Annotated in this window: 19 protein-coding genes; 17 read left to right on the top strand and 2 right to left on the bottom strand. The window is 68.9% G+C overall.

Annotation, left to right across the window (positions count from 1 at the left end):
- Positions 1–46: 46 nt before the first annotated feature.
- From ACSSVZ_RS20895 to ACSSVZ_RS20830, 14 genes are all read left to right on the top strand, one after another.
- Positions 47–1,558: an ABC transporter substrate-binding protein gene (locus ACSSVZ_RS20895; RefSeq protein ID WP_453972684.1), complete on the top strand. Its 1,512-nt coding sequence runs from the start codon at positions 47–49 to the stop codon at positions 1,556–1,558.
- 25 nt (positions 1,559–1,583) lie between these two features.
- Positions 1,584–2,513, top strand: a complete 930-nt coding sequence (locus tag ACSSVZ_RS20890; protein WP_453972683.1) for an ABC transporter permease — start codon at positions 1,584–1,586, stop codon at positions 2,511–2,513.
- Complete coding sequence (locus ACSSVZ_RS20885) at positions 2,510–3,382, top strand: ABC transporter permease (RefSeq protein WP_453972682.1); 873 nt, start codon at positions 2,510–2,512, stop codon at positions 3,380–3,382. Before ACSSVZ_RS20890 ends, ACSSVZ_RS20885 begins: the two co-directional genes overlap by 4 nt.
- Before the next feature lie 10 nt (positions 3,383–3,392).
- Positions 3,393–4,184, top strand: coding sequence for an SDR family NAD(P)-dependent oxidoreductase (locus ACSSVZ_RS20880; protein WP_453972681.1), 792 nt, complete (start codon positions 3,393–3,395; stop codon positions 4,182–4,184).
- A gap of 13 nt (positions 4,185–4,197) precedes the next feature.
- Positions 4,198–5,073: a polysaccharide deacetylase family protein gene (locus ACSSVZ_RS20875; RefSeq protein ID WP_453972680.1), complete on the top strand. Its 876-nt coding sequence runs from the start codon at positions 4,198–4,200 to the stop codon at positions 5,071–5,073.
- Positions 5,073–6,629, top strand: a complete 1,557-nt coding sequence (locus tag ACSSVZ_RS20870; RefSeq protein WP_453972679.1) for a gamma-glutamyltransferase — start codon at positions 5,073–5,075, stop codon at positions 6,627–6,629. The genes ACSSVZ_RS20875 and ACSSVZ_RS20870 overlap by 1 nt, the downstream gene beginning before the upstream one ends.
- Positions 6,622–7,605 carry an ABC transporter ATP-binding protein gene (locus ACSSVZ_RS20865; protein ID WP_453972678.1) on the top strand — a complete coding sequence of 328 codons (984 nt, stop codon included), beginning with the start codon at positions 6,622–6,624 and terminating at the stop codon, positions 7,603–7,605. The genes ACSSVZ_RS20870 and ACSSVZ_RS20865 overlap by 8 nt, the downstream gene beginning before the upstream one ends.
- Positions 7,602–8,606: an ABC transporter ATP-binding protein gene (locus tag ACSSVZ_RS20860; RefSeq protein ID WP_453972676.1), complete on the top strand. Its 1,005-nt coding sequence runs from the start codon at positions 7,602–7,604 to the stop codon at positions 8,604–8,606. The genes ACSSVZ_RS20865 and ACSSVZ_RS20860 overlap by 4 nt, the downstream gene beginning before the upstream one ends.
- Positions 8,603–9,013 carry a RidA family protein gene (locus ACSSVZ_RS20855; protein ID WP_453972675.1) on the top strand — a complete coding sequence of 137 codons (411 nt, stop codon included), beginning with the start codon at positions 8,603–8,605 and terminating at the stop codon, positions 9,011–9,013. The genes ACSSVZ_RS20860 and ACSSVZ_RS20855 overlap by 4 nt, the downstream gene beginning before the upstream one ends.
- Before the next feature lie 171 nt (positions 9,014–9,184).
- The gene (locus ACSSVZ_RS20850; RefSeq protein WP_453972674.1) at positions 9,185–10,630 is read left to right on the top strand and encodes an aldehyde dehydrogenase family protein; all 1,446 of its coding nucleotides are present in this window, start codon (positions 9,185–9,187) and stop codon (positions 10,628–10,630) included.
- 78 nt (positions 10,631–10,708) lie between these two features.
- Positions 10,709–11,470, top strand: coding sequence for a glucose 1-dehydrogenase (locus ACSSVZ_RS20845; RefSeq protein WP_453972673.1), 762 nt, complete (start codon positions 10,709–10,711; stop codon positions 11,468–11,470).
- 99 nt (positions 11,471–11,569) lie between these two features.
- Entirely contained in the window at positions 11,570–12,550 is a 981-nt protein-coding gene (locus ACSSVZ_RS20840; RefSeq protein WP_453972672.1) for a TRAP transporter substrate-binding protein, read from the top strand.
- A 75-nt stretch (positions 12,551–12,625) separates the two neighbouring features.
- On the top strand, positions 12,626–13,129 hold the full coding sequence (locus tag ACSSVZ_RS20835) for a TRAP transporter small permease (RefSeq protein ID WP_453972671.1): 504 nt from the start codon (positions 12,626–12,628) through the stop codon (positions 13,127–13,129).
- The gene (locus tag ACSSVZ_RS20830) at positions 13,129–14,403 is read left to right on the top strand and encodes a TRAP transporter large permease (protein ID WP_453972670.1); all 1,275 of its coding nucleotides are present in this window, start codon (positions 13,129–13,131) and stop codon (positions 14,401–14,403) included. Before ACSSVZ_RS20835 ends, ACSSVZ_RS20830 begins: the two co-directional genes overlap by 1 nt.
- A 6-nt stretch (positions 14,404–14,409) precedes the next feature.
- On the opposite strand, the gene ACSSVZ_RS20825 is transcribed toward ACSSVZ_RS20830, so the two are convergent.
- Both ACSSVZ_RS20825 and ACSSVZ_RS20820 read right to left on the bottom strand, forming a co-directional pair.
- Complete coding sequence (locus tag ACSSVZ_RS20825) at positions 14,410–15,621, bottom strand: pyridoxal-phosphate-dependent aminotransferase family protein (protein ID WP_453972669.1); 1,212 nt, start codon at positions 15,619–15,621, stop codon at positions 14,410–14,412.
- 218 nt (positions 15,622–15,839) lie between these two features.
- On the bottom strand, positions 15,840–16,910 hold the full coding sequence (locus tag ACSSVZ_RS20820) for an Ldh family oxidoreductase (protein ID WP_453972668.1): 1,071 nt from the start codon (positions 16,908–16,910) through the stop codon (positions 15,840–15,842).
- A gap of 224 nt (positions 16,911–17,134) precedes the next feature.
- On the opposite strand from ACSSVZ_RS20820, the gene ACSSVZ_RS20815 reads away from it, so the two are divergent.
- The 3 genes from ACSSVZ_RS20815 to ACSSVZ_RS20805 are packed head-to-tail and all read left to right on the top strand — an operon-like array spanning position 17,135 to position 19,820.
- Positions 17,135–18,004, top strand: a complete 870-nt coding sequence (locus tag ACSSVZ_RS20815; protein ID WP_453972667.1) for a fumarate hydratase — start codon at positions 17,135–17,137, stop codon at positions 18,002–18,004.
- Positions 17,997–18,653: a fumarate hydratase C-terminal domain-containing protein gene (locus tag ACSSVZ_RS20810; RefSeq protein WP_453972666.1), complete on the top strand. Its 657-nt coding sequence runs from the start codon at positions 17,997–17,999 to the stop codon at positions 18,651–18,653. Before ACSSVZ_RS20815 ends, ACSSVZ_RS20810 begins: the two co-directional genes overlap by 8 nt.
- 51 nt (positions 18,654–18,704) lie before the next feature.
- On the top strand, positions 18,705–19,820 hold the full coding sequence (locus ACSSVZ_RS20805; protein ID WP_453972665.1) for a TAXI family TRAP transporter solute-binding subunit: 1,116 nt from the start codon (positions 18,705–18,707) through the stop codon (positions 19,818–19,820).
- Positions 19,821–19,838: the final 18 nt, after the last annotated feature.

Genomic DNA, 19,838 nt, shown 5'->3' with positions numbered 1-19,838 from the left:
CCCGACAGCATCCATCTGGGCAACGATCCGGACAGGGAGACATCACATGGGTCCGCACCGCTCACGCATCACGGGATTCCTCGTCGCCATCGCGGCCTCGGCGGCGCTGCTCCCGGCGAGCCCCGTCCAGGCCAAGGACGCCATCACGATCGATCTGGTGAACGAGCCGTCCTCGCTGGATCCGCAGGGGCAGTGGAATCCGGACAGCTACTACGTCTATCGCAACATCTTCGACAATCTCGTCACCCGTGACGATGCGGGCGAGATCGTTCCCGAGATCGCGTCCGCATGGACGCGCCTCTCCGACACCGAGGTGGCGTTCCAGATCCGCGACGACATCACCTTCCACGACGGCGAGCCGCTGACGGCGGAAGACGTCGTCTACTCCATCCAGCGCATCACCGATCCGGCGTTCGGCAGTCCGCAGCTCGGCCAGTTCAACAAGATCGTCAAGGCCGAGGCGAAGGACGACCGCACGGTCGTGCTGACCACCGACGGACCCTACCCGGTGCTGCTCGCGCAGCTCGTGAAGCTCTCCATCGTGCCGAAACACGTGGTCGAGGAGGTCGGCAACGACGCCTTCAACCTGAATCCGGTCGGATCCGGTCCCTACGAGTTCGAGGACTGGCAGCGCGGCGTCTCGGTGACGCTCAAGCGCAACGACGCCTACTGGGGCGCCAAGGGGGCGTTCGAGACCGCCGTCTTCCGCGCGGTGCCGGATGCCTCGACCCGGATGGCCGACCTGCAGGCCGGCTCGGCGGATCTCGTCGTCAGCCTCGATTCCGACCAGGCGAACCAGCTTGAAGCCGCGGCCGGCGTGAAGCCGTTGATCGTGCAGACCGAGCGCGTCGCCTTCCTGGGGCTCAACACGATGAAGCCGCCGTTCGACAACGTCGATGTGCGCAAGGCGGTCGCCTACGCCATCGACAAGGAAGGGATCGCCGAAGGTCTGCTGGCGGGCGGAGAGAAGGTGGTCGGCGAGCTCGTCGCTCCTGCGAGCTTCGGCTGGGTCGACGGCATCGAGGCCTATCCCTACGATCCGGACAAGGCGAAGGCGCTCATCGCGGACGCCGGCGTGCAGGGCGAGAAGGTGGTGTTCGACACCGCACCCGTCTACGACCAGCGGGTCATACAGGCCGTGCAGCAGATGCTCGCCGACGTCGGTCTCGACGTCGAGATCAGCCTCACCGACATGTCCACCTACCTGGGCAAGGCCCGCAACGCCGATCCGGCGGCGCGCCCGCAGATCAGCTTCGGTCGCTGGTCCTGTGCCTGCCAGGATGCCGACGGGATCATGTTCCCGCTCCTGCACTCGGGCTCGTCGTGGTCGAGATACGCCAGTCCGCAGCTCGATGCGCTGCTCGACGAGGGTCGATCCTCCCTCGACGAGGGCGTGCGGCTCGCCGCCTATGCGAAGGCGCACGAACTGGTCAAGGACGACGTGGCGATCCTGCCGCTCTACCAGGCGGCGATCATCTACGGGGCGCAGGACGCGCTGAACTGGACGCCGACGGCCAACGAGAGCCTGTTCCTCAACCGCATGTCCTGGCAGGACTGAGCCAGGCGAAGGCCCGACCGATACGATGGCGCTTTTCATTCTTCGCCGGCTCGGCCAGGCCTTCATCGCCATCTTCGGAGTGATGACGCTGGTGTTCTTCATCCAGCGTCTCACCGGCGACCCGACCTACCTGCTCGTGCCGGAAACGGCGACCCAGGCCGACATCGAGGCGATGCGCCATACCCTCGGCCTCGATCGCCCGCTGCTCGTCCAGTACCTGAGCTTCCTGCGGGACGTCTCGCAGTTCGACTTCGGCCGCTCCTACATCCAGCGGGTGCCGGTGCTCGATATCATCGCCGCCCGGCTGCCCTACACGCTGCAGCTGGCGGGCGGCGCCCTGCTGGTCTCGTTCGGGCTGGGCGTGCCGCTCGGCGTGATCATGGCGCTGGGCCGCGACCGCATCGCCACGCGGATCCTGACCGGCTTCGTCTTCGCCTCCCAGAGCATGCCGACCTTCTGGAGCGGCATCCTGTTCATGATGTTCTTCGCCGTCTGGCTCGGCTGGCTGCCGCCATCCGGGGCGGGCGGCATCGAGCACCTGATCCTGCCGTCCTTCGCGCTTGGGCTCCTGTCGATGGCAACGTTCGCCCGCGTCACCCGCACCGCGATGCTCGACGAGCTCTCGAAGGACTACGTCCGCTCGGCGCGGGCGCGCGGCGTGGCGACACCGCGGCTGTTCTGGCGGCATCTCCTGCGTAACGCCGCGATCCCCGTCATCTCGATCTCGGCCCTGGAGATCTCCCAGCTTCTCGGCGGCGCGGTGATCGTCGAGACCGTGTTCGCCTGGCCGGGCCTCGGGCTCCTGACCGTGCAGTCGATCGTCTCGCGCGACTTCCTGGTGGTGCAGGGCATCGTGCTGCTCGGCGCGTTCGTCACCATCGCGCTCAACTTCACCGCCGACATTCTGTACAGCGTCGTCGATCCGCGCATCCGCCTCGACGGGGTGGGCCCGTGAGCGCCGCAGAGCCCGTCGCCACACCGGTTGCCGGATTGCCGAGGCGCCGCCGCTTCCGGGTCGGGATCTGGCCGTTCGTCGCGATCTTCGCCGCCTTCGTGGTGATCGCGGTGTTCGCGCCCTGGATCGCGCCCTACAACCCCAACGCCCAGAACCTGCTCGGCCGGTTGAAGCCGCCGGGCACCGAGGCCCGCACCTTTTACTATCTGCTCGGATCCGATGAACTCGGTCGGGATCTCCTGAGCCGGATCATCTTCGGGGCCCGGATATCGCTGTCGGTGGCCATCCTGTCGGTCTGCCTGTCGAGCGTCGTCGGCACCGTCCTCGGCATGGCGGCGGGCCACTTCCGGGGATGGACAGAGACGATCATCATGCGGATCGTCGACATCTTCCTGTCGGTCCCGGCCATCCTGCTGGCGATCATCACCGTCGCGGTTCTGGGGCCGGGGTTCATCAACGTGGTCATCGTGCTGGCGCTCACCCGCTGGCCACGCTATGCGCGGGTCGCCTACGGCCAGACCCTGTCGGTCGCCAACATGCCCTACGTGCGGATCGCCCGCTTCATGGGGGCTGGGCCCGGCCGGATCCTGTTCCTGCACATCCTGCCCAACATCATCGGCCCGCTCACCGTGGTGGCGACGCTGGAGTTCGGGCTGATGGTGCTGTTCGAGGCGGGCCTCTCGTTCCTGGGCCTCGGCGTGCAGCCGCCGACGGCGAGCTGGGGCGCCATGCTCAGCGTCGGCCGCAACTACGTCGCAACCGCCTTCTGGATCGCGACCTTCCCCGGAATCTGTCTGTTTCTCCTGATCCTCTCGGTCAACCTCATCGGCGATGCGGTGCGCGACCGGCTGGATCCCAAGTCGAGGTGAGTAGCGTTTCATGAATTTCGAAGGCGAGTTCGAGGGCAAGGCCGTCGTCGTCACCGGCGCGACGGGGCTCTATGGCAGTCGCATCGTCCAGGCCTTTGCAGACGAAGGCGCGAGGGTGTGCCTGACCGATCTGGACCAGGCCGGTCTCGACCGGGTCGCCGGCGGCATGCGCCTGCCGGAGGGAAGCTTCGCGTTCGCCGCCGACCTCACCGACACCGCCTCCATGCAGGCGCTGATCGCCGAAGTGGGCGCGCGCTTCGGCGCCGCCGATGTGGTCGTCAACAACGCCGGCATCTATCCTTCGGGCTTCCTTCTCGACATCGACGTCTCCGACTGGGACCGGATCTTCGACGTCAACCTGCGGGCGCCGTTCGTCCTGTCCATCGGGTTCGCTCGCCAGATGATCGAGCGCAAGGTGAAGGGGGCGATCGTCAACGTCTCCTCCGGCGCCTCGCGCAAGATGCGCCGCACCGTGGTGCCCTACTGCACCTCGAAGACCGCGCTCGACCGGCTCACCAAGGGGTTGGCGCTGGAGCTCGCCGAATTCGGGATTCGCGTCAACGCGCTTGAGCCGGGGTTCGCCTCCGGGTCGACGGTGAGCCTGCTCGCCGACGAGCACGTCAGCCGGGCAACCGCGTCGGTGCCCTTGGGGCGGGAGTCCACGGAAGCCGATCTCAGGCCGGCCGTCCTCTACCTCTCCTCGGCGGCGGCGGAATACGTGACCGGCGCGACGCTCACGGTGGACGGCGGCAACTCGATCGGCTCGCTCGACGTCTACCAGGACAAGAAGCACCCGCTCTGAAGGAAGCCCGACCATGGCAAACGACAGCTACGCCTGGCCCGAGGGATATCGGAGCGCGGCCTGCTTCACCCTCGACTTCGATGCCCACGGGCCGCATTTCTGGATCCATCGCAAGGGGATGCCGCAGCTGCTCTCGCACCTTGAGCAGCGCCGGTTCGGACCGCGCGTCGGGATCTACCGGATCCTGGAGCTGCTCGACCGCTTCGCCATCAAGGGCACGTTCTTCGTGCCGGCGAAGGTTGCCGAGGACTTCCCGGAGATCCTTCCGCTGCTGGTCGCTGGTGGCCACGAGATCGGCCTGCACGGCTATTTCCACGAGCTTGCGACCGAACTCTCCGACGCGGGCTTCACCCATGCCATCGAGGCGTCGATCGAGTTGTTCCGCGCGCAGACCGGGGTGCGGCCGACCAGCTTCCGCTCGCCCGCCTGGGAGATGACCCCGCACATGCTCACCGAGGTGAAGCGGCTCGGCCTCTTCGATTCCTCGCTGATGGGCTACGATCATCCCTATACGATCGGCGGCGTCACCGAGGTGCCGGTCCAATGGACGCTGGACGACGCCATCTACTTCAAGTTTCTCGGCGGCGGCGGCGATATGGCGCCGCCCGCCGCGCCCGGCCCGCTGCTCGACGGCTGGATCGACGAGTGGGAGGTCCTGCACCGCTACGGCAGCCTGTTCATGCTGACCGTGCATGACTGGATCTCCGGTCGCGCCCAGCGGATTGCCATGCTCGAACGGCTGCTCGCCCGCATCACCCGGGAGTCCGACGTCTGGTGGGCAACGGTGAGCGAGGTGGCCCGGCATCACGAGGCCACCCAGAAGGAGGCGTTCGTCGTCGATCCGAGCATTCCGGATGGGGTCGAGGGACACGAGGCCTGGATCGGCTGATGCAGACCTGGACGATTCATCGCGGCGAAATCGTTTCGCCCCACGGCCTGGTGGCCGCCCAGAACATGGAGGCGGCAGCGGCCGGCGCGGCCGTGCTGGCGGCCGGCGGCAATGCCATGGATGCGGCCGTCGTCACGGCGCTGGTGCTGGCGACCGTCGAGCCCTGGCTCTCCGGCCTCGGCGGGGGCGGGTTCCTGCTGCACGCCGAGGGGGCGACGGGGCAGGTTTCGGCCCTCGATTTCAATGTGCGCGCCCCGGGCGGGCTCGATCCCGACGACTATCCGCTGATCGGCGGCCGCGACGGCGACTGGTTCGACTGGCCGGCGGTGGAGGGCGACCGCAACATCATCGGCTACGGATCGATCTGCGTCCCCGGCACCATCGCGGGCCTCGCCGAGGCACTTGCGCGCCATGGCACGCTTTCCTGGGCGGAGGCGGCGGCGCCGGCAATCGCGTTTGCCGAGCGGGGCATGGTGGTCGACTGGTTTTCGTCGCTCTGCCTGGCGATCGATGCCACCGGGCTGAAGCGCTTTCCCGCTGCCGCCGCGCTGTTCTTCGGGCCGGACGGCGAGCTGCCGGTCGCCAAGGGGCCCGACGAGGCCTATCTGCCGATGCCCGGTCAGGCGGCGCTCCTCCGCCGGCTGCAGGCGAACGGCGCGCGGGATTTTTACGAAGGCGACAGCGCCGCGATCCTGGTGCGCGATCTGGCCGAAGGCGGCTCCGTCATCAGCCTGGCGGATCTCGCCGCCTACCAGCCGACCTGGCACGAGGCCCGCCGCGGTCGCTACCGCGGTCATGAGCTCGCCGTGGTCCCCGGCCTGAACGGCGGGCCGAGCCTTCTGCGGGCGCTGGAGGTCCTGGAGGAGACGTGGACGCCGGGGGCCATGCCCGATGCGGATGCCGCCCTCGCCTATGCCTCGGCGTTTCGCGCGTCGTACCGCGAACGGCTGAACCGCAAGGGTCATGCCGGCGAGGGTGGCGACTGCACCACCCACGTCAGCGTCGTGGACGGGGCCGGCAATATGGTCTCCCTGACCAACACGATCCTGTCGCGCTTCGGGTCGAAGGTGGTGCTGCCGGAAACCGGCATCCTGATGAACAACGGGATGATGTGGTTCGATCCGCGCCGGAACATGCCGAACTCGATCTCGCCGGGCGCCAGGCCGCTCGCCAACATGTGCCCCGTCATCCTGATGGAGGACGGCCGTCCGACGCTGGCGATCGGCGCGGCCGGGGGCCGGATGATCTTCCCGGCCGTCGGGCAGATCCTGTCGCACGTCCTCGACTTCGGCATGAGCCTTGACGAGGCGTTCCAGACGCCGCGTCTCGATGCCAGTTCGCCGACCATCAAGGTGAACCGGGCCGCGCCCCCGGACGTCGGCGCCAGGGTGGCCACCCGGTTCCCGGTCGAACTGGTGTCGGACACGCTCTACCCGGTCAATTTCGCCATCCCGTCGGCGGTGCGCCGCGACTGGTCGGGCGGGGTGAATTCGGGGATGGCGCATCAGACCAGCCCCTGGGCCGGCGTTGCCGTCGGGGAGCCGGCCGATGGCTGAGGCGAACCCGCGCCCGGTCCTGTCCATCCGCGATCTGGTCACCGAGATCGGTGGCCTGCCGGTCGTCGACGGGGTGTCGCTGGATGTCATGCCGGGCGAGGTGGTGGCGCTCGTCGGCGAGTCCGGATCCGGCAAGAGCCTATCGGCCCTCTCGGTGATGCGGCTGCTGCCCGGGGCGGCCCGTGTCACGGCCGGCCAGGTGCTGCTCGACGGCGACGACCTGTTGACGAAGTCGGAGCGCGACATGCGGGGCATCCGGGGCAGGCGCCTGTCGATGATCTTCCAGGAGCCGATCGCCTCGCTCAATCCCCTGCTTCCGGTCGGCGTTCAGGTCGCCGAGAGCCTGATCGTTCACGGCGAGGCCACCGGCGCCGAGGCTGCCCGCCGTGCCGTCGAGATGCTCGAGCACGTCGGCATCCCGCAGCCGGAGCGCCGCGCCCGCCAGTTGCCGGCGGAACTGTCGGGCGGCATGTGCCAGCGGGTGATGATCGCCTCGGCGCTGATCTCCGATCCCCGGCTGCTGATCGCCGACGAGCCCACCACGGCCCTCGACGTGACCATCCAGGCGCAGATCCTGCGCCTGATGAAGCAGCTTCGCGAGGAGCGCGGCACGGCCATCCTGATCATCACCCACGACATGGGCGTCGTCGCCGACATCGCCGACCGGGTCTGCGTCATGTACGGCGGACGGGTGGTCGAGACCGCGCTGGTCGACGATCTGTTCGAGCGGCCGAGCCATCCCTACACGCGGCTGCTGCTGTCGACGATCCCGCGCATGACGGCGGAGCGGAAACACGAGCTGAAGGTCATCGAGGGCACCGTGCCCGATCTCGCCAGCTGGCCGACCGGCTGCCGGTTCCGCACCCGCTGTCCGCTCGCCGAGGACGACTGCGCCGTGCAGCCGCCGCTGACGCCGGTGGGCGGCGGGCACCTGTCGGCCTGCTGGCACATGGATCAGCTGGAGCGCATCGCATGAGCGCGCCGCTTCTCAAGGTCGAGGATCTCCGGGTCCACTTCCCGGTCCGCGGCGGCTGGCTCGGCGGCGAAACGGGGCGGGTGAAGGCCGTCGACGGCTTCGAGATCGAGGTCGGCAGGGGCGAGACGGTCGCCCTCGTCGGCGAGAGCGGCTGCGGCAAGTCCACGGCCGGCAATGCCATCCTCGGCCTGGTGAAGGCGACGGGCGGGCGCATCCTCTTCGAGGGCCGGGACTTGCTGTCGCTGACGCAGGCCGAGCAGGCGCGGACGCGGCGCGACATGCAGGTGATCTTCCAGGACCCGGTGTCGGCCCTCAATCCCAAGCGCACGATCGAGCAGTCGGTCGGCGAGCCGTTGATCATCGCCGGGACGCCGCGCAAGGTTCGGCGGGCGAAAGTGGCCGAACTTCTGGAGATCGTCGGGCTGAACCCGTCGCAGGCCGGGCGCTATCCCAACGAGCTGTCGGGCGGTCAGCGGCAGCGCGTGGTGATCGCGCGGGCGCTCGCCACCTCGCCGAAGCTGATCGTCTGCGACGAGCCGGTGTCCGCCCTCGACGTGTCGATCCGGTCCCAGATCCTCAACCTCCTGATGCGGCTGCAGACGGAGTTCGGCTTCTCCTACCTGTTCATCTCCCACGACCTGTCGGTGGTGCGTCACATCGCCGACCGGGTGGCCGTCATGTATCTCGGCACCATCGCCGAGGACGGCGACGCGGAGACGGTGTTCCGGAACCCGGTGCATCCCTATACCGAGGCGCTCCTGAGCGCGATCCCGCTGTCCGACCCGAAGGCGCAGCGGGCTCGGCGGTCGGTGATCCTGCAGGGCGACCTGCCGAGCCCGCTGGATCCGCCGAAAGGATGCCCGTTCGTCACCCGCTGCCCGATCGCCGAGGATCGCTGTGCCGAATTCCGGCCGGTGCTCGCACCGACCGACCACGGCTCGCGCGCGGCCTGCTTCGTGCGCAACCCGTCCTCTCTGCCGCAGGAAGCAAGCCCGAGATGACCATCGAGAAGAAGAACCCGGACACGCTGGCGCCGCCGATCGGCCGCTACAAGCACCTGGCGGTGATCCCCGCCAACCACGACATCCTGGCGATCGCCGGGCAGGTCGGCGTCGATCTCGACGGCAAGCTGCCGGAAACGGTGGAGGCGCAGTTCGAGAACGCGATCCGCAACATCGAGCGCATCCTGCAGAGCGAGGGCCTCGACGTGCGCGCCGTCTTCAAGATCAACATCTGGCTCGCCGCCGAGATCGACATGGACCGCTACGTCGCGATCTGGCGCGGCTTCCACCACGACGATCCGCCGGCCACCATGTTCGCCTACGTGGCCCGGCTCATCCGCCCGGACTATCTCTGCGAGGTCGAGGCCTGGGCGGCGCGGCCGGCGCAAGGGCCGGCAACGACCTGAGTGCTGCGCCCGGACGTTGGCCCGGTTGGCGCGATTTCTCCCGGGTCGGACCGCTTCAATCTCGGCGCGAAATGCGCCCGGCGGCAACCGGTCGCTTGACCACCCGCCAGGATGGCTGTTCCATGCAGCGGAAATCGCGACCGCGAGCACAAGCGATCCGTTGGGAGGACCATGTTGGACAAGCCGCGCGGCCACGTCATAGGCCGCGATTTCGTCTCGGCGCGCCCGGGCGAAACCCTTCCCGTCATCGATCCCAGCACCGGTGAGACCTTCGGCGCGATCGCCAGGGGCACGGCCGCCGATATCGATGCCGCCGTGGCCGCCGCGCGCGCCGCACGCGATGGCCCCTGGGGCGCGCTGACGGCAACCGAGCGCGGCCGCCTGATGATCCGCTTCGCCGGGCTCATCCGCGACCACGCCGACGAGCTGACCGCGCTGGAGGTCCGCGACGTCGGCAAGCCGGTGCGCCAGGCCCGCGCCGACGCGCTCGCCTGCGCCCGCTATTTCGAATTCTACGGCGAGGCCGCCGACAAGATCCACGGCGAGACCATTCCGTACCAGGCCGGCTACACGGTGATGACGGTGCGCGAGCCGCACGGGGTGACCGGCCACATCGTGCCGTGGAACTATCCCATGCAGATCATCGGCCGCTCGGTGGCCGGCGCGCTCGCCATGGGCAACGCCTGCGTGGTGAAGCCGGCCGAGGACGCCTCGCTCACCGCCCTGAAGGTGGCCGAACTCGCTGTCCAGGCCGGCTTCCCGTCGGGTGCGGTCAACGTCGTGACCGGGACCGGTGCCGAGGCCGGTGCGGCGCTCTCCGCCCATCCGGGCATCGACCACGTGTCCTTCACCGGCTCCAACGCCGTCGGCAAGCTGGTCCAGGCGGCCGGCGCGCAGAACACCATTCCGGTGACGCTGGAGCTTGGCGGTAAGTCGCCCCAGCTGGTCTTCGCCGATGCCGATCTCGACGCGGCGCTGCCGTTCCTGGTCAACGCCGGAATCCAGAACGCCGGCCAGACCTGCTCGGCCGGCAGCCGCATCGTGGTCGAGGACGCGATCTACGACGAAGTCGTCCGCCGCCTTGGCGAGGCGTTCGCGCAGCTGAAGGTCGGTCCGGCCGCCGACGACCCGGACGTGGGGCCGCTGGTCAACGCCAGGCAGCACGCCATGGTGCGGGACTTCCTGGAGCGGGCCCGCGCCGACGGGCTGAGGATCGTCGCCGAGGCGAAGCTGCCCGACGATCTGCCCGCGGGCGGCTATTACGTGGCGCCGACGGTGGTCGCCGACGTTCCGGCCGACCATGAGCTCGCCCAGAAGGAGATCTTCGGCCCCGTCCTGTCGGTGATCCGCGCCCGCGACGAGGCGCACGCGCTGGAAATCGCCAACGGCACCGCCTACGGCCTTGTCGCCGGCGTGTGGACCCGCGACGGCGGCCGCGCCATGCGGCTCGCCCGGAAGATCCGGGCCGGCCAGGTGTTCATCAACAACTACGGCGCGGGCGGCGGCATCGAGCTGCCTTTCGGCGGCGTGAAGGCCAGCGGACACGGCCGCGAGAAGGGCTTCGAGGCCCTCTACGGCTTCTCCGTCACCAAGACCATCGCCTACCGGCATGGCTGACGAACCGTCAGGAAGCGCGGGACCCGGCATTCCGCCCGGGATCGCGGCAGGGCGCGCAGCAAGGGGAACGGCTGAAGGATGCGATTGAAGGACAAGGTGGCGATCGTCACCGGTGCGGGCTCGGGCTTCGGCGAAGGCATCGTCACCCGCTTCGCCGAGGAGGGCTGCAAGCTCGTCGTCAACGACGTGAACGCGGACAACGGCGAGAAGGTCGCGCAGGCCCTGAACGCGGCCCACGGCGACGGGACCGCGATCTTCGTGCGTGCCGACGTGACCGATGACGCGCAGGTGGGGGCAATGGTTGCGGAGGCCGTGGCGCGCTTCGGCCGCCTCGACGTGCTGGTCAACAACGCCGGCATCTCGCACCGGAACATGCCGATGCTCGACATCGACGCCGACATGGTCGACCGGATGTTCGCGGTCAACGTCAAGGCGATCTGGATCGCCTCGAAGCACGCGATCCCGCATTTCCGCAAGGCCGGCGGCGGGTCGATCATCAACAACGCGTCGACGGCCGGCCTGCGGCCGCGCCCGGGGCTCTCGATGTACAACGCGTCCAAGGGCGCGGCGATCACGCTGACCAAGTCGATGGCGGTGGAGTTCGCGCCGGAGAACATCCGCGTCAACGCGCTCTGCCCGGTCGCCGGCGAAACCCCGCTGCTGGCCACCTTCATGGGCGAGGACACGCCGGAAATGCGCGAAAAATTCAGGGCGTCGATCCCGATCGGCCGGCTCTCGACGCCGCGCGACATCGCCAATGCCGCGCTCTACCTCGCCTCCGACGACGCCGCATTCATTACCGGCGTGGCGCTGGAAGTGGACGGAGGGCGCTGCGTCTGAGTCCGTCAGCTCACCGGACGACTACCGACCGAACGACGAGAGAACATAGCCGCGGACGCAAGAACCGACGGCACGCCAGGAAACGCAAGGGAGAGAACCATGACCGCCAGATTGATCGTCACCGCCGCCACCCTGGGCTTCGGCCTGATCGCTGCCACCGCCGGCGCGGAGGCCCGCGAACTCAAGCTCGGCTATTCGCTCGGGCCGGACTCCCACTACGGCGAGAGCGCCCATGCCATGGCCGCCAAGCTGGACGAGCTGTCGGGCGGCGAATGGACGATCAAGGAGTTCCCGGCCAACGCGCTCGGCGGCGAGCGCGAGATGGTCGAGGGCGCCCAGATCGGCACCGTCGACCTGGTGGTCACGTCGACGGGGCCGGTCGGCAACTTCGTGCCGGAGACCCTGATCACCGACATCCCGTTCCTGTTTCGCGACTACGACCATGCCCACGCCGTGCTCGACGGGCCGATCGGCCAGGAAATTCTCGACAAGTTCCCGGAGAACGGCCTGATCGCGCTGGCCTGGGGCGAGAACGGCTTCCGCAACCTGACCAACTCGGTGCGCGCGGTGAAGGAGCCGGAGGATGCCAAGGGGCTCAAGATCCGCACCATGGAAAACCAGGTGCACATGACGGCCTTCAAGACGCTGGGCGTGCTGCCGACACCGATGGCGTTCCCGGAGCTGTTCACGGCGCTGCAGCAGGGCACCGTCGATGGCCAGGAAAACCCGATCGGGGTGATCCTCAATGCCAAGTTCTCCGAGGTTCAGGGCTATCTGAGCCTCACCCAGCACGTCTATTCGCCGGCGCTCATCCTGATGTCCGCCTCCATCTGGGACGGTCTCTCCGACGAGGAGAAGGGCTGGTTCAAGGAGGCCGCGAAGGTCGGCGCCAAGGCGATGCGTGACAAGGCGGAGGCCGATGCCGCCCAGGGTGTCGCGGAGCTGAAGGCGCAGGGCATGACGGTGGTCGAGGACGTCGATACGGCAGCCTTCCAGGAGGCGCTCGAGCCGGCCTATGCGATCTACGCCGAGCAGTTCGGCAAGGACAACATCGACCGCATCCGCAACTACCAGGAATAGCGTTCCGATCACGCAGGGCCGGGCGCATGCGTCCGGCCCGCTCTCTCGCGCGCAATCGCTGACCCTCGGGTGCCGATGCTGTCGCTCCTTTCCCTCGCAGACCGGCTGCTGATGCGCACGGTCCTGATCGTCGCGACGGCCCTTCTGGTGCTGGCGGCGAGCGTGTCGCTGTGGCAGGTCATCACCCGCTTCGCGCTGGAGGATCCGTCGACCTGGTCCGAGGTGGCCTCGCGCTCGCTGATCATCTGGATGGTCTATCTGGGCATGGCGGTTGCGCTCAGGACCGGCGCGCTGATGACGGTGGAGTTCCTGTTCGAGATCAGCTCGGGCACCCGCCGCAAGGTCCTGATCGCCGTCATCACCGGGCTTTGCCTCGGCGTGCTGCTGGTGATGGCCTGGACCGGCTGGGAGATGGCGCACCGGGTCCGGTTCCAGTCGGTCGCCGGCGTCGTCGACCCGATCCACGGCCAGCGGATCTCCATCGCCTGGCTCTACGCGGCGTTGCCCGTGGGCTCGGTGCTCGCCATCGTGGCGCTGGCCGCCCGAACGGTGGACCTCTGCCGGCAGGACGCGCGCTGATGGCCGGCGGCATGCTCCTCATCCTGGTGGTGCTGTTCGCGCTGTCGGTGCCGGTCGCCATCGCCATCACCGCCGCGTCGATCGGCGGGATCGTGCTGTTCGACGACGTGCCGCTGATCGTCGTGGCGCAGAAGCTGATCACCTCCATCGACTCGTTCCCGCTGATGGCGGTGCCGTTCTTCATCCTCGCCGGCAATCTGATGGAGGCCGGCGGCATCTCCGGCCGTCTCGTCGATTTCGCCAAGTCGGTCATCGGCAACGTCCAGGGCGGGCTCGCCTGCTCCTGCGTGCTCACCTGCATGATCTTCGCCGCGGTCTCCGGCTCCAGCGTCGCCACGACGTTCGCCATCGGCGCGATCATCATCCCGGCCATGGCGGCCCACGGCTATCCGAAGCCGTTCGCGGCCGCCCTGCAGGCGACCTCGGCGGAACTCGGCGTTGTCATCCCGCCGTCGATCCCGCTGATCCTCTACGGCGTCTCGGCCGACACCTCGATCGGCGATCTGTTCATCGCCGGCATCGGGCCTGGACTGCTGATCGCCGGCGCGCTCACCGTCGGCGTCTACGTGATGTGCAAGCTGAACGGCTGGGGCAAGTCGGACGGGGAAGGGCGGCTGTCGTTCATCCGGGCGTTCGAACGGGCCTTTCTCGCCCTGCTCATGCCGGTGGTCGTCATCGGCGGCATCTATTCCGGCGTCTTCACGCCCACTGAAGCGAGCGTGGTGGCGGTGTTCTACGCCTTGCTGGTCGGCACGGTATTCTATCGAAGCCTCGGCCTTCGCAACCTTCCGTCGGTGCTGCGGCGCTCGGTGATTGCGTCCTCGGTGATCATGTTCACCATCGCCGCCGCCGGCCTGTTCTCCTTCCTGCTGACGCGGGCCGGTGTGCCGGGGATGATCGGCGAATGGGTCGCCACCGCCATCGAAAGCCCGTGGGCCTTCCTCCTGTGCGTCAACATCGCGCTGTTTCTGGTCGGCATGTTCATCGAGACGTCGGCGGCGATCGTGGTGCTGGCGCCGATCCTCGCGCCGGTCGCCATGCGCTTCGGCGTCGATCCGGTGCACTTCGGCCTGATCATGGTGGTCAACCTGGCGATGGGGATGATCACGCCGCCGTTCGGCGTGAACCTCTTTGCCGCCTGTCAGGTCGCCGGCATCGGGCTGGAGCGCATCATCCCGCGGCTTCTGCCCTTCATCCTCATCGTGGTGGCCTGCCTGATGGTGGTCACCTACGTCCCGGCGGTCACCGTCGGCCTCGTCGCCCTGTTGAAGTGATCCGCATCATCCGGACGCGCGCACCGCCTCGGCGATCACCGCGGCGGCGGCGTCGAGGGCACCCGGTCCGTGGGCGACATCGAGCGCCTGCAGGCCGGCCTCCATGGAGGCCAGCACGCCGAGGGTCATGTGTGGATTGACGTGGCCCATGTGGGCGACCCGGAGGAAGTCGCCGTAGGTCGGTTCGTTCGGAAGCGCCATGCCCAGGCCGATCCCCAGGGTGACGCCGGCATGCTCCTCCAGCCAGGTGCGCAGGCGCTGGGCCGCGCCGCCGCCGAAGCGGGCGGCGGTCACCGCGTGCGAGCGGGCGTTGACGTCGGGCACGTTCAGGCCGATGTCGCCGCCGGCGGACCAGGCGTCGAAGGCTGCCCAGACGGTGCGCGCCAGCACCTCGTGGCGCGCCCAAATCTGCTCCAGCCCCTCTTCGTCGATCATGTCGAGCGCTTCGCGCAGCGCGTAGAGATGGTGCGTGGGCGCCGTGCCGCCGAAATTGTGGGAGAAGCTATCGGCCTTGATGCGCGGCTTCCAGTCCCAGTAGGGCGTGGCGAGGTCGGAGGTCTGCGAGGCGGCAAGCGCCTTGTCGGAGACCCAGACGAAGCCCAGCCCGGGCGGCACCATCAGCCCCTTCTGGCTGGCGGCGACCAGCACGTCGACCCCCCATGCGTCGAAGTGGAACGGCTCGCAGACCAGCGAGGCGATGGCGTCGACCGCCAGCAGGGCGGGATGGCCGGCCTCGTCGATCGCGGCGCGGACGGCCGCGACGTCGCTGTGCACGCTGGTGGCGGTATCGACCTGGGTCAGAAGCACGGCGCGGATCTGGTGGTCGCGGTCCGCCTTCAGCGCCTCGGCGATGCGCGCCGCGTCGATCGGGCTGCGCCGTCCGAAGTCGATGGTGTCGACGACCACGCCCATCCGGCGCGCCGCGTCCGCCCAGCCCAGCGCGAAATGTCCGGTCGCCCCGACGAGGGCCCGGTCGCCGCGCGAGAACATGTTGGCGATCGCCGCCTCCCAGGCGCCGTGGCCGTTGGCGATGTAGATCGCGACGTGGCCGGTCGAACCCGCCAGGCGCTTCAGGTCGGCGAGAACGCCGTTGGTCAGGTCGACGAGGGCGCCGGTGTAGATGTTCGGCGCCGGACGCTGCATGGCGGCGAGGACCCGGTCGGGCATGACGGACGGACCGGGGATGGCCAGGTAATGCCTTCCGTTGGCGAGGCTCATGTGCGGGAGGGTCCTAAGGGCTGTCGGGACGCAAACGGTCGATGGCGGCGCGGGCGGGCGATCCGGAAGGACGGGCAGTCGCAGGATCGGCAGGCGCGCTCCGGAGCACATCGCAAAGTGGTAGAGCGGCGCCGGCTTGTCGACGGAAATCTGAACCGCGACGGGGCCGTGCCGGTCCCGTCGGTGCTGATCGCAGCCTTGCTCGGGAATGCAGCTCGCTATGAAGCCAGTTCGGCGGTGCCGAACGTGCGCGCCCATTCGTTCATCTCGTCGACCAGCCGGCCGGGCAGCGTGATGAAGCCGTCGTTGTGCGCGATCATCTCCGCGGCCCGGTCCCCCGGGACGCGGACCTGGTCGACGCCCTTGCGTCGGCGCGAGGCGCGGATCCTGTCGAGCGCCTCCGCGGCGCGGGTCTCGAAGCCGTCGGCGCCGAACAGGCGCGGGTCGATGGCGATCATCAGCCACGAGCAGTCGGCCGGCTCGGCCGGGTCCCCGTACATGCTGGCGACCTCGCTTCCGAGCGATCCCCCTGACAGCAGGCCGCACAGGAGATCGACCGCCAGCGCGAGGCCGAAGCCCTTGGCATCGCCCGCCGGGCGCAGCAGTCCCGCCAGGGCGGCGGCCGCGTCGGTGGTCGGTTCTCCGTCCCGGTCGAGCGCCCAGTCCTCGGGGATCGGCCGGCCCGCCGTGGCGGCGCTGCGGATCGTGCCCATCGCCGCGGCGCTCATCGCCATGTCGAAGAGGAACGGAGGCCCGTCGCGGACGGGCACGGCAATCGCCAGCGGGTTGTTGCCGACGACCGCCTCCGCGCCGCCGGGCGCGGCCATCATCGGCCGCGTGTTGCACATCACCAGGCCGATCAGGCCGGCATCGCTGGCGTGGCGCACGACGCCGCCCGCCACGCCGAAGTGGGTGGCCGACCGCACGGCAACGGCGGAAATGCCGAACGCGGATGCCTTGGTGACGGCGGCCGCCATGGCCTGTTGCGCCGCCGCGTGGCCGAGGACGAGACCGCCGTCGTAGACCGCGACGGCGCCCCGCTCGTGCAGCGGACGGATTGCGCCGGCCGTGGACAGCGTGCCGGTGCGCAGCCGGTTCAGATACATCGGCGCCTGCAGGAAGCCGTGCGAGGCACGGCCCTCGATCTCCGCGGCGACGAGCCCCACCGCCACCGTGCGGGCGGCCTCCGGTGCGACGCCGGCGCCGATGAACAGGCGGGTGAGAAAGTCCCGGCAGCGGTCGACGGCAAGCCTCTGCGCACCGGCGCTCTTCTCGTCTGCGTGCCCCATCGGACGCGTCCCCCCTTGGTTCGTCATGCTCCGCACGGCCGCTTCTCCGGCCTTGTCACCGTTGTCGGGCGTGCCGAGCGGGTGCGCAACGATCCCGCGGACAAGGCGCGTCTGCATTTCGCTTGGCGGAATGACGGCGATGGGGGTTTGCCCGCCGGGGACGGCGGCACGTATGGGAAGGACTGGCAACGGGAGGAGCGAGGCCTTTCGCTCGGGAGAGTGCCTTGGCAATAACATACGACCTGGTGAAACAGGTGGCATGCGATCTCTACGGATGGTCGCTCAAGAAGGTTCCCGACGACACCCAGGCCGCGCTTGCGGCGGCGGTGGAGCGCGAGACCAGCCCTGCCTCGAAGCAGACCCTGCGCTTCCTGCAGGCGTCGGCGCTGGCGGCGGAGCGCGAGAACCGCCACGCCTGTTCCGACGCCGGCTTTCCGACCTATTTCGTCAAGATCGGCACGCAGGTGCAGCTCGACGGCGACATCCGCCGGGCCTTCGTCGACGGCTTCGCGCACCTCGTCGAGACCATCGATCCGCCGATCCTGCAGTTCATCACCCATCCGCTGACGCTCGAGCGCTCCTACGCCGGCAAGGACATGCCGATCCTGTCCTTCGACGTGCTGGACGGCGCCGACTACGTGGAGATCACCTGTTCGCCGAAGGCGCTCGGATCGGGCCGCTGGGCGGCGCTGAAGATGTTCTCCTACCCGGGCCTCGACGAGATCGAGAGCTTCGTCCTCGAGTGCGTATTGGAGGCCGGGTCCCAGCACTGCCCGCCGGTGGTGATCGGCGTGGGCATCGGCGGTTCCTTCGACAACGCCGCCAAGCTCGCCAAGACCTCGACGCTCCGCCACATCGGCACCAAACATGCCGATCCGATGGTCGCGGCGATGGAGGAGCGCCTGCTGGAGGCGGTCAACAAGACCGGCTTCGGCCCGATGGGGACGGGCGGCGACACCACGGCGCTCGCCGTGCATGTGGATTTCTCCGCCGGCCACGGCTTCGTGCCCGTCGCGGTCTGCTTCAACTGCTGGATCAACCGGCGCACCGCGGCGCGGATCTATGACAGCGGGGAGGTCGTCCGCCTTGAGTGACGCTGCCCCCCGCGACCTGCCGCACCTCACCCTGCCGCTGTCGCCGGAGACCGCGCGCGCGCTCGCGGTCGGCGAGCAATATCTGCTCGACGGCGAGATCACCGCGACGGCGGGGTTCTCGACCCACCAGCGCATGGTGGCGCATCTGGAGCAGGGCGAACGGCTACCGGTCGACATTCGCGGCGGCGCCTTCTTCCACATGGGCAGCAGGTGCCGGGAAACCGAAGACGGCTGGATCCCCGACTACGTCAATCCGACCACCTCCACGCGCTTCGATGCGTTCATGCCGACCATCATCCGCAGGCTCGGGCTGACCTCGCTCGGCGGCAAGGGCGGTCTCGGCGACGCGGTGGTGCCGGTGCTCGCCGAAGCGGGCTGCGTCTATTTCGCGATGCCAGGCGGCGCCTCGCCGCTGCTCAGCCGCGGGGCGGAGCGTCGCCTGGAGACCGGCTGGGACGACCTCATCGAACAGTTCCGGCTGTCGCGGTTCCGGCTGCGGGCGTTCGGACCCGTCACCGTCGCCATCGATGCCCACGGCAACAGCATGTTCAGCGATCTGCGACAGCGCGCCGAAGCGCGGATGCCGGAGATCCTGGCCGGCCTGAAGGCCGCACGGACCCGACCGGGCGAACCGGGGACGTCCGGCTGACCTGCACACACCAACGAGAAGAGCGGAGGAAACACGATGATCAGATCAACCATGAAATCAGTCGGACTGGCGGCGATGCTCGCCGCGCTGCCGGCAGCCGCCCATGCGGCAGAGGCGGAGTTGCCGAAGACCATCGCCTGGACGTCCTATGACGTGGGTTCGGCGAGCTATGCCCAGGCGGTCGCCATCGGCAAGGCGATCAGCGATGCCTACGGCGTCAGCCTGCGGGTCCTGCCCGCGACCAGCGACGTGGCGCGCCTGCTGCCCCTGAAGCAGGGCCGCGTCGGCTTTTCGCTGATGGGCTCGGAATCCTACAACGCCGCGGAAGGAACCGAGGCGTTCGGCGAACCGGAGCTCGGTCCGCAGCGGCTGATGCTGCTTGCCGGCTCCAACTCGAACAACTGCTTCACGCTGGCGCTGCACGGCGACACCGACATCCAGAAAGCCTCCGACCTGAAGGGCAAGCGGATCGGCTACGTCGTCGGCTCGCCGGCGCTGCAGAACAACGTGGCGGCGTTCCTGGCCTTCGGCGGTCTCACCTGGGACGACGTCAAGGCGGTCGAGGTGCCGAGCTTCGGCGCGTCATGGGAAGCGTTCCTGAACGGCCAGGTCGACGCCATCACGACGCTCACGACGACGTCGTTTGCCGTCCAGGCCGAGGCCTCGCCGAACGGCCTCAAGTGGATGCCGCTCCCCGCCGCCGATAAGGACGCCTGGAAGCGCCTGCAGGCGCACAAGCCGCAGTTCTCGCCGCGCCTCGCCACCGACGGCCCGACGCTGTCCGAGGCGAACCCGGTCGAGTGCGCCGGCTTTCCGTTCCCGGTGCTGGCCACCTACGCGGAGGCCGACCCCGACCTCGTCTACAACATGACGAAGGCCGTCGAGGACACCTTCGACAGCTACGTGAAGGTGGAGCCGGGCCTTGTGGGCCTGTCGCCGGACCGGCAGAATTTCCAGTGGGTGATCCCGTATCATGAAGGCGCGGTGCGGTACTGGAAGGAAGTCGGCCTCTGGACCGATGAAGACGAGGCGCACAACCAGTCGCTCATGAAGCGCCAGGACGTGCTCGCCGAGGCCTGGGCCGGTCTCGCCGGCGCCTCGCCGGAGGAGCGCAAGGCCCAGTGGCCGGACGTTCGCGACAAGGCGCTGGCCGACGCTGGCTTCTGACGCACGCTGACCCTATGG

Source organism: Amorphus sp. MBR-141 (assembly GCF_053628695.1).
The sequence above is the reverse complement of the archived record's forward strand: the minus strand, read 5'-3'. Positions and strand labels throughout refer to the sequence as shown.

Excerpts from the sequence above, each read along its gene's own strand:
- ACSSVZ_RS20895 (WP_453972684.1), top strand. The coding sequence starts at position 47 with ATGGGTCCGCACCGCTCACGCATCACGGGATTCCTCGTCGCCATCGCG.
- ACSSVZ_RS20890 (WP_453972683.1), top strand. The coding sequence starts at position 1,584 with ATGGCGCTTTTCATTCTTCGCCGGCTCGGCCAGGCCTTCATCGCCATC.
- ACSSVZ_RS20880 (WP_453972681.1), top strand. The coding sequence starts at position 3,393 with ATGAATTTCGAAGGCGAGTTCGAGGGCAAGGCCGTCGTCGTCACCGGC.
- ACSSVZ_RS20875 (WP_453972680.1), top strand. The coding sequence starts at position 4,198 with ATGGCAAACGACAGCTACGCCTGGCCCGAGGGATATCGGAGCGCGGCC.
- ACSSVZ_RS20870 (WP_453972679.1), top strand. The coding sequence starts at position 5,073 with ATGCAGACCTGGACGATTCATCGCGGCGAAATCGTTTCGCCCCACGGC.
- ACSSVZ_RS20865 (WP_453972678.1), top strand. The coding sequence starts at position 6,622 with ATGGCTGAGGCGAACCCGCGCCCGGTCCTGTCCATCCGCGATCTGGTC.
- ACSSVZ_RS20860 (WP_453972676.1), top strand. The coding sequence starts at position 7,602 with ATGAGCGCGCCGCTTCTCAAGGTCGAGGATCTCCGGGTCCACTTCCCG.
- ACSSVZ_RS20855 (WP_453972675.1), top strand. The coding sequence starts at position 8,603 with ATGACCATCGAGAAGAAGAACCCGGACACGCTGGCGCCGCCGATCGGC.
- ACSSVZ_RS20850 (WP_453972674.1), top strand. The coding sequence starts at position 9,185 with ATGTTGGACAAGCCGCGCGGCCACGTCATAGGCCGCGATTTCGTCTCG.
- ACSSVZ_RS20845 (WP_453972673.1), top strand. The coding sequence starts at position 10,709 with ATGCGATTGAAGGACAAGGTGGCGATCGTCACCGGTGCGGGCTCGGGC.
- ACSSVZ_RS20840 (WP_453972672.1), top strand. The coding sequence starts at position 11,570 with ATGACCGCCAGATTGATCGTCACCGCCGCCACCCTGGGCTTCGGCCTG.
- ACSSVZ_RS20835 (WP_453972671.1), top strand. The coding sequence starts at position 12,626 with ATGCTGTCGCTCCTTTCCCTCGCAGACCGGCTGCTGATGCGCACGGTC.
- ACSSVZ_RS20830 (WP_453972670.1), top strand. The coding sequence starts at position 13,129 with ATGGCCGGCGGCATGCTCCTCATCCTGGTGGTGCTGTTCGCGCTGTCG.
- ACSSVZ_RS20825 (WP_453972669.1), bottom strand. The coding sequence starts at position 15,621 with ATGAGCCTCGCCAACGGAAGGCATTACCTGGCCATCCCCGGTCCGTCC.
- ACSSVZ_RS20820 (WP_453972668.1), bottom strand. The coding sequence starts at position 16,910 with ATGGGGCACGCAGACGAGAAGAGCGCCGGTGCGCAGAGGCTTGCCGTC.
- ACSSVZ_RS20805 (WP_453972665.1), top strand. The coding sequence starts at position 18,705 with ATGAAATCAGTCGGACTGGCGGCGATGCTCGCCGCGCTGCCGGCAGCC.